10 protein-coding genes are annotated in these 15883 nt (G+C 42.5%); 5 read left to right on the top strand and 5 right to left on the bottom strand.

Annotated features, from left to right (window positions below; all coding sequences use genetic code 11):
* Window positions 1-58 precede the first annotated feature (58 nt).
* From rpsJ to GKO22_RS10855, 5 genes are all read left to right on the top strand, one after another.
* On the top strand, window positions 59-364 hold the full coding sequence (gene rpsJ, locus GKO22_RS10835; RefSeq protein WP_066753028.1) for a 30S ribosomal protein S10: 306 nt from the start codon (window positions 59-61) through the stop codon (window positions 362-364).
* A 122-nt stretch (window positions 365-486) separates the two neighbouring features.
* Window positions 487-1089 carry a sigma-70 family RNA polymerase sigma factor gene (locus tag GKO22_RS10840; protein ID WP_166334973.1) on the top strand — a complete coding sequence of 201 codons (603 nt, stop codon included), beginning with the start codon at window positions 487-489 and terminating at the stop codon, window positions 1087-1089.
* A gap of 127 nt (window positions 1090-1216) precedes the next feature.
* Window positions 1217-2185 (top strand): FecR family protein, encoded by a 969-nt coding sequence (locus GKO22_RS10845; protein ID WP_166334975.1) that lies wholly within the window; start codon window positions 1217-1219, stop codon window positions 2183-2185.
* 144 nt (window positions 2186-2329) lie between these two features.
* Entirely contained in the window at window positions 2330-5902 is a 3573-nt protein-coding gene (locus GKO22_RS10850) for a SusC/RagA family TonB-linked outer membrane protein (RefSeq protein ID WP_166334977.1), read from the top strand.
* 12 nt (window positions 5903-5914) lie between these two features.
* Window positions 5915-7684: a RagB/SusD family nutrient uptake outer membrane protein gene (locus GKO22_RS10855; protein ID WP_166334979.1), complete on the top strand. Its 1770-nt coding sequence runs from the start codon at window positions 5915-5917 to the stop codon at window positions 7682-7684.
* Window positions 7685-8011: 327 nt separating this feature from the next.
* Here the strand turns inward: GKO22_RS10855 and GKO22_RS10860 are convergent, their stop codons facing one another.
* From GKO22_RS10860 to GKO22_RS10880, 5 genes are all read right to left on the bottom strand, one after another.
* Window positions 8012-9121 carry a PepSY-associated TM helix domain-containing protein gene (locus tag GKO22_RS10860; protein WP_166334980.1) on the bottom strand — a complete coding sequence of 370 codons (1110 nt, stop codon included), beginning with the start codon at window positions 9119-9121 and terminating at the stop codon, window positions 8012-8014.
* On the bottom strand, window positions 9118-11520 hold the full coding sequence (locus tag GKO22_RS10865) for a TonB-dependent receptor (RefSeq protein WP_317165709.1): 2403 nt from the start codon (window positions 11518-11520) through the stop codon (window positions 9118-9120). Before GKO22_RS10865 ends, GKO22_RS10860 begins: the two co-directional genes overlap by 4 nt.
* A 305-nt stretch (window positions 11521-11825) precedes the next feature.
* Entirely contained in the window at window positions 11826-12044 is a 219-nt protein-coding gene (locus tag GKO22_RS16675) for a hypothetical protein (RefSeq protein WP_240920265.1), read from the bottom strand.
* Window positions 12045-12808: 764 nt separating this feature from the next.
* Complete coding sequence (locus GKO22_RS10875) at window positions 12809-13453, bottom strand: outer membrane beta-barrel protein (protein ID WP_166334984.1); 645 nt, start codon at window positions 13451-13453, stop codon at window positions 12809-12811.
* Between the two features lie 132 nt (window positions 13454-13585).
* The gene (locus GKO22_RS10880) at window positions 13586-15838 is read right to left on the bottom strand and encodes an NADP-dependent isocitrate dehydrogenase (protein ID WP_166334986.1); all 2253 of its coding nucleotides are present in this window, start codon (window positions 15836-15838) and stop codon (window positions 13586-13588) included.
* Between the last annotated feature and the right edge of the window lie 45 nt (window positions 15839-15883).

Genomic DNA, 15883 nt, shown 5'->3' on the forward strand with positions numbered 1-15883 from the left:
TCGCCAGTTGTTAATAGCTCTAATTGGCGATCTTTTTAAAACAATTAAACAATAAACAATGAGCCAAAGAATCAGAATCAAATTGAAATCTTACGATTACAACTTGGTTGACAAATCAGCTGAGAAAATCGTAAAAACAGTAAAACCTACAGGTGCAGTAGTTAGCGGACCTATTCCATTGCCTACAGAGAAAAAAATCTACACGGTTTTACGTTCACCACACGTTAACAAAAAAGCGCGTGAGCAGTTCCAATTAAGTGCTTACAAAAGACTATTGGACATCTACTCTTCTAACTCGAAAACAGTTGACGCGTTGATGAAACTTGAATTGCCTTCAGGCGTTGAAGTAGAAATCAAAGTGTGATCGATTTTCAATCTGAAAAATTTAAAAGCTCTCAGTCCAACTGAGAGCTTTTTTCGTATATAGGATTTTGTGCTTTGTAACAAAAATTATATATATTTATCACTACTTATTATAAACAACCTATGCAGAACTCCGAACTAACCAACGAGATGCTGCTGTCCATGTTAAAAAATAGCGATCACAGCGCATTCGAGGAGATTTACCGACGCTACTGGCGATCACTATTCAGACAGCTTTATGCTAAATCCGGTGATATGGAATTAGCAGAAGAGCTCACGCAAAAAATCTTTGTTTCCCTGTGGGAAAGAAGGACAGACTTACATATTCAATTTCTTCCCTCCTACCTCGATGCAGCTGCTCGATTTAGTTTTATCAATCACCTCAAATCGGTGATCAAAGCAGAGCGATTTGTAGACGTCACCAAATCATCACATGATGAATCGCAACAACAACACAGCAGCTATGATGCATTGGCTGCCAAGGAATTGATGTCGCAGTTGTACGATGGCTTGGAAAAACTAGCACCAAAAACAAGACAAATATTTGTGATGAGTCGCTTAGAATATCAGCCTGTAAAAAAAATTGCGCTCGCACTGCATCTCTCCGAAAAGGCAGTAGAATATCACATTACTAAATCGTTAAAGTCGCTACGCATCATACTTCGCGACTATCTCGCTATAGCCCTTCTTGCTACAAGTGTTAGCTTAACACTTATTTTTTCTTGAACAAAAGAAATAAAAAATAAATTCAATTCTTTTTAGGGGTACGTCTTACTTGTACTACTTATAATGTAGAACGCGAAATTGAAACTCGCGTTTGCTAGCCTATACACATTATAAACTGACTTTTCTGATGAGTCGTAAACAATTTCAAGAAATACTGCAGCGATACCTGCAAAGAACCTGCACGCCCGAGGAAGCGCGCATGATCGAAAAATGGTACGACAGCCTTCCGGAAAATGAAAAATTATCTTTAAGGGAGGAAGATTACAACGCCATGGAAGAAAGATTATGGCACAAGATTTCGCAAGCGAAGACAACTTCGAGACCGACCTTCGAGCTAGCCAAAACGACGGCCAGATGGATATCCGTAGCTGCTGCCGTTTTATTACCAATTTTAGTTTTTACATTCTGGCAACCAGCAACTCCGTTAGAAATCGTACACAATAGTAGTGATGACACCGTGCGCGTTGATTTACCCGACGGATCAATTATCCAGCTACTACGAGGAGGCAGCTTGAGTTATGCGGCCGACTTTTCTCAACGGAAAGTTTCGCTTGTAGGAAGTGCCATTTTTGATATCACCCGAGATCCATTACGACCTTTTCGTGTATTGCATGGTAAAATGACCACACAGGTACTCGGTACACAATTTTTGATAAAAGATACGGATAACGAGCAAAGCGAAGTGATTGTATACTCCGGCAAAGTGCAAGTTTCCCAAACCTGTCATGATACATCTCTTGCACAGCGTCTTTTTTCAAGAACCGAAGCAAATGAACTTACGCTTACGAGCAACCATCGTGCAGTATTCAATAAAAAACGAGAAACTCTACAAGCTACCATCGTAGAAAAACCAAAACCTGTGTTGCTCGACAAAGCACTGCTTGCCCAAGTGCGCTTTCAGGCTATTGATCTACCAAAATTGGCTAACAAACTCAGCAAAATCTATGAGCTTGATATTCGGGTAACCCCTACTCACTATAATACGACATTTACGGGCGACTTGGACAACCTGACACTTTTCGAGCAGCTTGACCTGATCTGTGCAGTGACAGCCACACGGTATGTGATTCACGATCGCCAAATTTCAATATTATAACCACTAACATTTAAACATATAAATATGATAAAAACAAAAACTCAATTCTTATCTGGCAATCTTCTGATCTGTCAAAAAAATGGTGAACCAACAGATGGATATCTGATCGAGAAAACCAATTGGTAAACACAAAAACCCAGAATTATGAACTTCACAAAATATAGTTCCAGATTAATTGCCATGAATAGAACGGCCCAACGCTACGGCTACCTATTCCTAGCGCTGATGATTGGGGTAAACACACTTATGGCAGAAAGTGCAAACCCGACCCATCAAAAAGTGACATTGACTGAGAAAAGAATCAGTTTGCAACGAACAATTAACGAAATAGAAAAGCAAACAGAAATCAAATTTGTCTACAGTCCATCCGTGTTGCAAACCACACGTATGCTCGATCTGAAAACGACGGATTGGGTACTAGGCCAATTATTGAACCAAATAAAAGCCGATCTCAATGTGCAGTACAAATTGGAAAATGAAAAGATTTTGCTCCTACGCAATAATGTACAAAGTACGATTCGAGGCAAAGTAATCGACGGCACAAGCAAGCAAGGTATCCAAGGTGTAGGTGTTACAGTTAAAGGCACCAATGTAAGTACACGCACCGAAGAAGATGGAAGCTTTGAGATTACCGCCAAAAGCGGCGACGTGCTTACGTTTGATTACATCGGTTATACACAGAAAGATGTGCCCGTCACATCCGCAACGGATAATTATACCGTGCAACTCAATGAATCGACCAGCAATCTAGACGAAGTTGTCGTAACGGGTTATGCCACACAACGTCGTAAAGATCTTACCAGTGCAGTTTCTGTTGTAAATGTTTCGGAGATGAACCGTCAGCCATCCGGGCAGATCAACAATCAATTACAAGGGCAGGCTTCTGGTGTAACGGTTACTGGTTCAGGGCAACCAGGTCGTGAGCCGCAAGTGCGTATTCGCGGTATTAATACCTTCGGAAATAACTCACCACTATACGTGGTAGATGGAATTCCCATTCAGAATATTGTGGATTTGAATCCGAATGATATTGACCAGATGCAGGTATTGAAAGATGCCGGTTCGGCTTCTATCTACGGTGCACGTGCTGCCAATGGGGTAATTATCATTACCACCAAAAAAGGAAAGCAAGATGGCGAAGTCCGTGTGAATTACGATATGTTCTACGGCAGTCAGCGCCCTATTCGCGGCAACATTTGGGATATCGCTTCACCACTGGATAATGCGCGCCTAACATTTCAAGCGCAGCGCAACAGTGGTGTTCCTGTTGGAAATGATTTGTATGGTACCGGAGCGGAACCAAGATTACCCGATTACATTGCACCACAAGGGGCGATGGAAGGAGACCCTAGAGTGAATCCGGCTTTGTATAATGTCAATCCAAACTTCTTTGATAGGAATGCAGGCGATTTTTACCGTATCAACAAGGCAAATCAGGCTGGTACAGATTGGGCAGATGAGATTTTCAGTAATGCACCGATCATGAGTCACAATATTGCAGTAAGCCATGGTAATGAAAAAGGCGCATTTTTATTCTCAGCAAATTATTTCGATCAGCAAGGTGTATTGAAAAACACCTTTATGAATCGCTACACGGTACGTGCTAACTCCAACTATAAAATTGGCAATCGCGTGCGCATTGGTGAAAACATCACCTACTCGCTACGCCGTTCACCACAAAGTGGAGAGGGATCTTTGACAGGGGGAATTGGAAATGACGGTATTGGCGAACTAGATGAGGGAAATGCGATTGGCATGAGTTTCAGACAAGCGCCTATTATTCCGGTGTATGATATTATGGGTAACTATGCTGGTACCGCAGGCGGTGCATTAGGAAATGCGCGAAATCCTGTGGCGATGTTGGATCGTATGCGTAACAACCGCAGCCAAAACAATCGACTAATTGGTAACGTATTTACAGAAGTTGATTTATGGAAAAACTTCACGGCTAGAACCGTCTTTGGTGGAGAGATTCTTTCAGGAAATACGCAGCGATTTGTCTTTCCTCAATATGAAAACTTGGAGAACGAGGTAGCCAATGCCTATACCGAAAATGCGATTAATGCTTGGAACTGGACTTGGACCAATACCATTAACTACAAGCAAAACTTCAACAATGTCCATGATATCTCGGTCGTATTAGGTACAGAATCTTTTCAAGAGAACTTCCGGTTTATGGAAGCCACTACACAAGGATATGTATCTTTTGATCGTGACTTCGTGGATTTAAGCACTGGTTTTGGTGCACAGACGGCGAGATCCGCTCGTGATGCCTCGACGCTGTTCTCGTACATCGGTCGTGTAGATTATAACTTTAAGCAGAAATATTTATTGGGATTAACCTTACGTCGTGATGCATCTTCTAAATTTTTGAACAATCAATCCGGTTGGTTTCCAGCAGTGAGTGCAGGCTGGCGCGTTTCTGATGAAGAATTTATGTCAGGCGCTAAAAACTGGTTGAACGACTTCAAAATTCGAGGTGGTTATGGGGTAATGGGTAATCAACTTAATGTCAATTCGCGAAATGCTTATAATACTTTTGTAGGTGTTCGCCGTGGATCTTATTATGATATCACCGGTTCGGGTAATAGTACCGCCTTAGGTATTCAACCATTCCGTATCGGTAATCCAGATGCGCGTTGGGAGAAAAACATCAATACCAACATTGGTTTTGATGCGACCTTATTTTCTCGCTTAGAGTTGAATGTAGACTACTACAGCAAAGTGGTGGATGATCTTTTGTACAATCCAGAATTGCCTGGCACAGCAGGTCGTGCATTGCAGCCATTTACTAACGTAGCACGTATGAAAAACTCGGGCTTGGATCTTGCCATTACTGGAAACTTTGATCTTGGACCGGACCTGAAATTAACTACCACAGGAACATTGACTACGTATAAAAACATCATTCAAAGTATTTCACAAAACAGCGATTACTTTGATGTGATCGGTACGCAGTATCGATACAATGGTAACTACGTTGTACGCAATTCGGTGGGCAATCCAATGGGATCTTTCTTCGGATACCAAGTGGATGGTTTCTGGAATTCTCAGGAAGAAGTAAACGCGGCCAATGCAGGTGCAAGACAAGTTTCAGGTAATCCAGAAGCGGTGTACCAAACAGATATTGGTGTGGGTCGATTCCGTTACGCTGACGTGAATGGAGATGGCATCATTGATGCCGATGACCGGACGGTCTTAGGAAATCCGAACCCAACGGTGAGTTATGGACTAAACCTCGGTTTGACTTACAAAAACTGGGACTTTAGCGCCTTTTTCTACGGCGTGGGTGGTAATGACATTTGGAACAACGTACGTTGGTACACCGACTTTTATTCTTCGTTCAACGGTAGTGCAAACAGCAATACGGCCGTGTACAACTCTTGGACACCAGAAAACATGAATGCGAAAGCGCCAATACAAGAGTTGGATGGATACACGAGCACTAAGAACGTACCGAACTCCTACTTCGTAGAACCTGGCGGGTACTTGAGATTACGTAATGCGGCATTAGGTTACACCTTACCAGAAGAATGGTTGACTAGAGCACGCTTAAAACGCGTACGTGTATATGTACAAGCAGCTAACTTATTTACAATTACGAAATACACAGGACCTGATCCAGAAATATCTGGTACGACGACCGCATTTGGTATTGACCAAGGTACATACATTACGCCGCGTCAGATCTTATTTGGTTTGAATGTTGGATTTTAAAAACTAGGCATTATGAAAACGAAATTGCTAACAATTATACAATGGGGATTATGTGGCAGCCTGCTTATTTCAGGCTGTAGCAAAACATTCCTAGAACAACCTCCACTAGGTGAGCTTACCGAAGATCAATTGAGTAATAAAGTCGGTGTAATGTCTCTATTGACAGGCACATACTCGGCGTTGGCCGCTGCGCGTGATGACGACGGCTTAGGTGGCGGTGGGCCATGGGAATCTTCGCCAGACAACTGGATTTACGGAAGTGTGGCCGGCGGCGACGCGCACAAAGGCAGTGATGGTGGAGATCAACCCGCTATCAATCAGATAGCGCGCTTGTCTTTCGATGCTAGTAATGGCTTCTTTAATAACAAATGGAAATCATCTTTTGAAGGTATCAGTAGAGCGAATCAAACTTTACGCTTCTTAGGTCTAGCGCAAGATCTTACGGATCAAGAGCGCTTAGAAATTGCTGCGCAAGCACGCTTCTTACGCGCGCATTTCTATTCAGATCTTAAGAAGATGTTTAATCAGGTTCCTTGGATTGATGAGACCAGCGAAACATTTTACGCTCCGAACACAGCAGACATTTGGCCACAAATACAGGCTGATTTCCAGTATGCGTTTGAAAATCTTCCTGCTACACAAAGTGAAGTAGGTCGGGTGAACAAATGGGCAGCTGGCGCATACTTAGCCAAAACATTGTTGTATCAAAAGAAATATCCAGAAGCAGCTACCCTGTTTACGGACGTCATCAACAATGGTGTGACCAGCAATGGTTTAAAATATGATTTAGTACCATTTAGAAATAACTTTGATGCGGCGACGAAAAATAACGCCGAATCGGTATTTGCCATACAAATGGTGGCCAACGATGGCACGAACTCTATTACATTTGCCAACTCAGGCGGTCGCTTGAACTTCCCATACGAAAGTCCATTTCGCTGTTGTGGGTTCTATCAGCCTACACAAGATCTGGTCAACTCTTACCGCACTTCGCCAACCACAGGTTTGCCGTATTTGGATGATTACAATAGCACACCGATCGCCAGCGACATGAACATTGCTTCTGATGCTGCCTTTACGCCGGATGCTACCACGGTAGATCCGCGATTGGATTGGACAGTGGGAAGACGAGGAATTCCTTTCCACGATTGGGGGTTGCATCCTGGTCGTCGTTGGATTCGCGAGCAACCGAGTGCCGGACCTTACAGCAACAAAAAGAACATCTATTGGCAAGCTACACAAGATGTCTACTCTGATCAAAGCTCGTGGGCTCCTGGTACTGCCATCAACGTGTTGGTGATTCGCTTTGCAGATGTTTTATTGATGGCAGCCGAAGCGCAAGCACAAAGCGGTTCTTTGGCACTGGCACAAACCTATGTAAACCGTGTGAGAGCACGCGCTGCTACACCATCTGGATGGCTTTACAGTTACATTAATAATAGTGCGCCTCTGGCGGGATTCAATACCACACCTGCGGCAAACTATTTGATTAACGAGTATCCGGCAGGCTATTTTACGTCTACAGATCTAGCACTTAAAGCGATCTACTTCGAACGCAAATTGGAGTTAGCGATGGAAGGTCACCGTTTCTTCGACTTATCCCGTTGGGGAATGCTGCAAACATCCATGAATGCATTTTACAATTATGAAGGCGGTATTACGACAGACGTGCGCGGTGCTTCGGCCATCTCTCGTACAAACTATTTCCCAATTCCACAGAATCAAATTGATTTGAGTGTAATCAATGGTTCGCCAACCTTAACTCAAAATCCGGGATATTAGGATTTTTTAATAGTACTATATAGGTAAGCCCCGGCCATTTGGCCAGGGCTTATCTATTACTATCTTTTAAGTTTAGTAGCTTCTTTGTATTTGCAGAAATACGATAGTTTAAATGTCAAACCAAATTTGCTAGTGGAGAAAAAATTACCAAAATTAGTGAGATTTGCCACAAAGAAAGAATCTCTTCCTGCATTGGATCCTTTAACCTTACTAGATCCATATCGAAGTACCTCAGCAAATACAAAGAATCAAAAATGCCTGCTGTGTGGTGAAATATTGCTGTCTTATTACTTACAGTCGACCATTACCCGAAAAACCTATCGACCTTCAACGTTTTTTTCTATAGCTTCGCCGTTTTCGCCACCATAAAACAACCCCTGTAACAGAAAGTATACCAGGCAACAAGCCCAATATCACATAGCATATCTTAACGATCGTATGACCGAAGCTCCCAGTATGCAACGGAAAGAAAGTGGCCGTAATACGATCAAATAATGGCTGTACTGCCAAACGTTGCACATCAATGACTTCGCCACTCTGTGGATCGACCGATACGGAATTGCCATTGTAAAATATTGCTGATTGATCTTTAAGCACACCACTGATGCGAAAGTTTTTATCGGGCTGCGTAGGCAAGTAAATGTTTCTTACTAGCAGGTCAGGAAATGTCTGTTTTGCGGTGAGCAGCATACTATCTATCGACTGCACGGCTAACACATTTTTCGGGGCACTGACCGTCTGTTTAGCCCAGTATGAGGGCTGCATAGAAAACATATTCATCCAAAAGCCAGTAAAGAACAGCACGATATTAAATACCATTGCCCAAACCCCTACGCTGCGGTGCAGGGCCGATGAGATTGTCCAACGGTTACGCCATTTGAACTTCACGCGGAACAGTAGCACTTTCCAAACATACTTTCGGTAAATGACTAGACCTGTAATCACCGACAGGATCATCGTCAGACCTAAGATAGTTGCCAATAGTAATCCTGGTATACCGAGCTGAAAACACCAGTGAAACTGTACCAGCCAGTGCAACGCACCGGTGCTCAAATCGGTTAGATTACCTTCGCGAAGCACCTTACCGTTGTATGGGTTGATGCTCATCATGCCGAGATCATAAGTTCTTAACTGTCCATCATTCTGATATAAACGAAACTCATATGCGCGATGAGTAGGTGCGTCAGGGTTGAGCCAGGCGATACCTGCGAGGTTCGGATGACGTTCGCAGATCATGCGGTATATGTCATCAAGCGAGTGTTTTTTCTCACCCAGTTTTATATTTAATAGCTCTTTATTAACTGCGTAGTCAAGCTCTTCTTTGAATACCAGCACCGAACCGCTAAGACCAAGTAGTAATAAAAAAACACCGGTAAACATGCCCATCCAACTATGGAGAGCAAATGCTAATTTGGTTATTCTTTTTTTTCCGCTCATTTGATACGATAACTGATACCCACTCTAAAATTGAAAGGATCACCCAACCCACCGGTGGTCGTACTTGAACGGCTTCCTGTAAAATAATGCTTGTCAGCAAGGTTATAGGCGTTCAACTGTATGTTGTACCTGCCGCGTTGGTAGTTGATGGCCGCATCGAATACCGTGTATTCTGGAAATACGAAGTTCTGAATGCTGAGCAAACCTACCTGATCACTTACATAGCGCACGCCCCCCGCAATACCCAAGCCTTTCAACATGCTGGACGGTACATTATATTTCAGCCAAAGATTAGCCATGTTATGTGGTGCGTTGGCAAAACGGTCACCCTTTTTACCAAACGCGCTGGAGCTGATCAACACATGTTCGTTATAAGCATAACCTGCTATAATGTTGAAGTTATTGATGCTGCCCATTAAAAATAGTTCCACACCACGGCTACGTGTGCCATCAATGGCTTCCTGCCTATGCGAGTTTTCTTCGGTAGGAGCAGCAGTTAAGATATTAGCATAATTGATCTGATAAACCGACACCATTGCTGACAACCGATTCTTGAAAATATCAGCCTTGGAACCCAATTCATATTGCGTGGCCTGCCGGTTCGGGAATGGCCCGCCGGACAAAATATTGTTGGAAGTTTGTGGATTGAACGACTTCACGAAGGATGCATATACCGATACATGGTGCGACGGAAGATAGACCAAACTCGCGCGTGGTATCCAGCCCGAGGCTTGCAACGAATCGCCCTGATTGCTGTCACGTGCAGAAAGTGGCGTTTCTTTGCCATCGTAATTGTCATAACGTAACGACAGCAATACTTTTAACTGTTCATTGATACTCAACTGATCTTGTATATAAGCACCAATGAGGTTGGTAATGCGCTTATTGTCGTCCGATTCTAATGCCGGAGCATCAAAACTTGCGGCATCATTACTATAATCAGGATTTAAGATTGAGATGCGGCTTGATGTCTTATATTGGTAGTCATTCTTCGTCCAGCCGTAGCGGTTATAATCGGCACCCACGGTAATTTGATGCCCTAAAAAGCCAGTGCTTGTACTATAGGTTGCGTAAGCCGTGGTTTGCAGGCTGAAACGATCGGTCTCCCAGTCTTGTAACGCTCGACTGATCGAATCATTGACAATCCTTCCTAAGGGTATATGGTCACGGTAGTCCAGTGTATTTCGTACTAATCGCTGTACGACTGCCAATTTCAAATTGTCTTTAAATGCATGATTAAACATTAGCGTGGCCGATGCGTTATTAGTCTTACCATAATCGCTTGGACTTTGGACGGTCAGGTTATTAGGGTAATAATTAAAGTCAAAGCTTCCGTCAGCATTGTTTTTAATATAGGAACCATTATCATACTGATGCACCGCTTTGGAATGTGCATAATTTACTTCCAAATCTATCGATGTATGTTCAGTGAACACATAAGTGAGTGAAGGCGCTAGAAAGATGTTTTCTTTATCCTGATAATCACGAAAACTTTCCGAACGGTCATAACCGATGATCGCACGGTAAAGCAGCTTCTTGTTTTTGGTCAGCGGGCCGGTCAGGTCAGCCGAAGCACGCCTGAAATTCCAACTACCCAACGATAGGTCAACGTTCATACTATTTATTGCAAGCGGTTTTTTGGTTACAAAGTTAACTACACCTCCCGGCGCACCTTCACTGAAAAGAGCACCAGAAGGGCCGCGAAGCAACTCAACAGATTCTACATTATACAGCAGCGGTTGCTGGCTCCATAAAAATAGATTACCCCTAATACCATTATACAGTAGAAAGCTTGCGTCGTTTGGGGAGTAGGCAGTAAAACCCCGCATCGTAAATGAGCCATTGCCATTGTTTGCCTTCATTCCTGTGAATGTGCCGGCAATTTCATTCAAAGTAAATGCCTGCCTGTCTTTCATGACCTCAGCAGGTATGACCTGTACCGATTGTGGTGTTTCAAGTAGAGGCATCTCCATGCGGGTAGCGGTATTAGACTTTCTAAGATGGTAGCCGCTACGCTTTGCAGCGATAGTGACCTCCCTGAGCTCTAAGCGACTTTCTGAAAGTTGCAGGTCAAGATATGTACCTGTGGTTGTGACAATCACGTTCTGCTTATGTGCAGTATAGCCCATGCTTGATACAATCAGCTGGTGAGTACCTGTTGATACGCCGCTGATGCTAAACATTCCGTTTGCATCGGTCTTCGTGCCGAAATTGGTGTTAGCTAACTTAACAGTGGCATCGATCAAGGGCTCGTTGTTAACAGTGACGATTCGGCCTTCCAATACACCGGTGTTGGTTTGCGCAGCAACTACGCTACTGCAACTAATTAATATAAATTGAATAAGAATATGATAATATTTCATTTTTGGATCGGTGGTCAATAATATCTTTAATTTCACGGGTTACCATTCGTTAAGTGAATCGTAAATGCACCATCTTGATCAGACGCTTTGGCTGTGACACTATTAAATAGGTTAATAATGCTCGATACGATCAGTTATCCCGTAGATTTTTTAACGTTTTCTGTGCTATCCTAACGACATGCAGGGACGAGATAAAATATGTGTGAATTGGATATTTCATCAGATCACGTTGATGGCGCCCAAACATGCACCATGACGCCAGTGCATATCGCCGGTGCGTAATAGCAACTTAAGCAAACGGCTTATGCCATCCGCAATCATTTCAACAAGAAAATTATAAGTTAAGCAACCTGTTTAGGCGGTATGAAGATAGCATGGGTGTGCTGGTTGGTATACAGGCAAGCGTAATTAGGGATTGGTAAAATGTTTAATTCGAGCGTAACCATTTTATTAAATGACGCTTCAAATGGATCCAGAAAAAAGGATATTTCCAAGCGGTTGAGGTTGTCTTTTAATTCTCGCTTTTTTTCTTTCTCCTCAGCAGCCTCGATCTTTTTCATCAGGTAGCACTTACCATCACAGTGCATCGCAGGTCGTGACCTGTTTTCGCAAAGTTCTTTAACTATATAAGATTTATTGAATTCAAAGCCGGCATATATACATAAACGTGAAAAGCTAGAGCTGATCACAGTAATAAGAAGAAGTATGGCGACGATCCTGTACCGCATTGCACGGCAAAAGTATTAAAAATATTTAATCGTGACACAATATTTGTTTCGGAAAGCGGAATTGGCCTATTTCGATGTTATTGATGTTGCAAGATCGAGAAAGTGTTCATGAACGTTTGCCTACACTCGATTGCGAAAAAAATTAGACTTTTAAAATACATGATCAGAATATCACTTTGGGCCGTAAGGCATAATTTATCGAAAAATTTTATCCAATTTTTTTGTCCAGTAAATTATCAATTATAGCTGTGGCGATTAATAGAGATCATAGGCTAATTTGTATTGCCCACGTTTATCATCCCTATAACTTAAAAACACTTCCTGAAAAAGTAACATGGTGCTTAAAGGATCCAACTGTTTGTTTAATTAATAGCTAGAGTTGAGAAAAACTGACAGGCACATATCGATAGAAACAAGAAACCTGATTCCGCAGAATCAAATGAATTTGAGTGTGATCAATGGAACGGCAACTTTGACCCAGAATTTGGGATATTCGGATTTTAGAGTAGCATTATAAACAATAAGCCCCGGCTAAATGGCGGGGCTTATTGTTTATAGTTTAGTTATTCACTTGAAAAACCGATAAACAACTAACACTAAAACTTGAAGGTCAGACCAAAACTAGATGATCCAAAGAAATTATTAAAAGAATTTAAATTCGCATCAAATCGCGATACGCTCTTCGCATTAGGCGCATCATTTTGCTTCGATGTTGAGAATGCTATGAGGTCAGTGAACAAATAATTGATCGCTATTCTCTCGGTCAAAAAGAAATTAGCACCTATACCGGCCGATGTACTGAAGCCATTAAAACCAAATTTCTGCTCATCCACATTTGGATCATCAAAAGCACGCATACGAGCTTGGTTGTATCGAGCACCAACTTCGGTATAGGTTTTGAAGCGAGAACCAATTTCTAAAAAATAATATCTGCCGAACACCCCAGCAGCAAAGTCATTTCCTCGCTGCTTCGTAAAACTGGATGATTCTGGATCCGAATCCCTTTTACTTTGACTTAGGATCACATCTACTCCTAAAGCAAACTTGTCGGAAATAAAGTATCCCACTTTGGGACGAAAACTAAAATTTGATTCTTTAGTGGACAAATTTCCGTTGTTGGATGATGAGGCGCGAAAACTACCCTCCAAAATCACATTTCCTTTTTCAAACCCATAATCTTGTGCAAAACCAACAAAAACAAAACCCGCGATAGCGGAAATGGTCAATAATATTTTTTTCATATCAATTAGATAATTAGTAGATGTAGCTGCGAAGATAATAAATTTATCTGGTCAAGGAATTTAAAAGTGTGTATAAACAAAGAACGCGGTGATAATCACCGCGTTCTTTGTTTATATTACTAAAATTCAGCACTAGCCTGTCACCAATTGCTGTGAATTAGATGCACTATTGTACAAGCTATCAATCGTCTTATTCAATGTTATTGACGGACGCATTGCTTCAGAGGCTAACTCATCTTTCGGGAAGTAGTAGCCACCAATATCTTGTGCTTTACCTTGCGCATTGATCAACTCTTGATTGATTTTAGACTCATTTTCTGCTAGCGCTTTTGCTACAGGCGCAAAACTTTCCGCTAACTCAGCATCAGCAGTTTGTGCTGCTAAAGCCTCAGCCCAATAACTTGCTAAGTAGAAGTGCGATCCTCTATTATCTAATTGACCAACTTTACGAGCTGGTGATTTATCATTGGCCAAGAATTTCGCATTTGCTTGATCTAGCGCATCTGCTAATACCTGTGCTTTTGCATTATCCTGCGTTTGCGCGACATGCTCAAATGAAGCTTGCAATGCCAAAAATTCGCCTAATGAATCCCAACGCAGGTATCCTTCCGTGACAAACTGATCGACGTGCTTCGGTGCAGAGCCACCTGCTCCAGTTTCAAACAATCCACCACCGTTCATCAATGGTACGATAGAAAGCATTTTAGCAGAAGTTCCTAACTCGAGAATTGGGAACAAATCTGTTAAGTAATCGCGAAGTACATTACCTGTTACTGATATCGTATCTTCTCCTTTGCGAATGCGCTCTACTGAAAACTTGGTCGCTTCGATCGGTGCTAGGATACGAATGTCCACATCGCTGGTATCGTGATCTTTCAAGTAACGCTCTACTTTCGCGATGATCTCACGATCGTGTGCACGATCCTTATCTAACCAAAATACGGCTGGCGTATCGGACAATCTTGCCCGATTTACGGCTAATTTTACCCAGTCTTGTACAGGAGCATCCTTGGTTTGGCTCATGCGGAAGATATCGCCTTCCGCAACCGCTTGCTCCAATAGCACTGCACCTTCATTATTTACGACACGGATAGTTCCTTCTTCTGTTGCTTGAAAAGTCTTATCGTGCGATCCGTATTCTTCTGCCTTTTGCGCCATTAAACCAACATTTGGAACAGATCCCATCGTGGTCGGATCGTATGCACCATTGGCTTTACAATCTTCAATAACAGCTTTATAAACGCCAGCGTACGAACGATCTGGGATGATAGCTAATGTATCGCGCTCTGCACCCTCTTTGTCCCACATCTTGCCACCGATACGAATCATAGCAGGCATAGAAGCATCTACAATCACATCAGAAGGTACATGTAAGTTGGTAATTCCTTTATCCGAATTTACCATGGCCAAATCAGGTCCTGCTGCAATCGCTGCTTCAATAGCGGCTTTCACCTCATTCTCTTGTGCGTGACCAGCAATTTTACTATACACTTCGCCCAAGCCATTATTGGTATTTACGCCTAGCTCTGCGAACAATGATCCAAATTGATCGAATACATCTTTGAAGTAAACCTCTACGATAGCAGCAAAGATGATCGGGTCAGACACTTTCATCATCGTCGCTTTCAAGTGCGCAGATAACAATACGCCAGAAGCCTTAGCTTCGGCGATAGCTGCCTGTACGAACACTTTCAATTTGGAAACGCTCATCACGGAAGCATCAATGATTTCACCAGCTTTTAGCTTAGCAAAACCTTTTAGTTCTTGAGCAGTACCTGCGGAGTTGACAAATTCAATCTTAAATTCAGTGTCTTTATCGAGTGTCAACGATTTCTCTGAACCGTAAAAATCACCTTCAGACATAGAAGCCACTTCCGTTTTGCTCTCATTAGACCAAGCGCCCATACGGTGCGGATTGGCTTTTACATAGTTTTTAACCGCCTTAGGCGCGCGACGGTCAGAGTTACCTTCGCGAAGGACTGGATTTACAGCAGAACCCAATACTTTTGAATAGGTCGCTTTTATAATTTTCTCCTCTTCGTTTTTCGGAGAGTCTGGATAATTCGGAACAGCATAGCCCGCTTTTTGTAATTCAGCAATCGCACTTTTGAGCTGTGGCACTGAAGCAGAAATATTAGGTAGCTTGATGATATTCGCCTCGGGCGTTGTAGCCAACTGACCCAATTCTGCTAATGCATCAGCCGTTTTTTGATCTTCGGACAAAGAGTCGTTGAAGTGAGCTAAAATTCTACCTGCTAACGAGATATCTTTTAATTCGACTTCAATATCAGCAGTTTTGGCAAATGCTTGTACAATTGGCAGGAATGAATAAGTGGCCAACAAGGGCGCTTCGTCTGTTTTTGTATAAATAATCTTAGATGACATAGTATCTTTTTTGTAATCACCTCAAAGATAGCAAAATCATTAGAC

Origin of the sequence: Sphingobacterium chungjuense, assembly GCF_011316935.1 — a bacterium.
In the GTDB taxonomy this organism is placed as follows: Bacteria; Bacteroidota; Bacteroidia; order Sphingobacteriales; family Sphingobacteriaceae; genus Sphingobacterium; species Sphingobacterium chungjuense.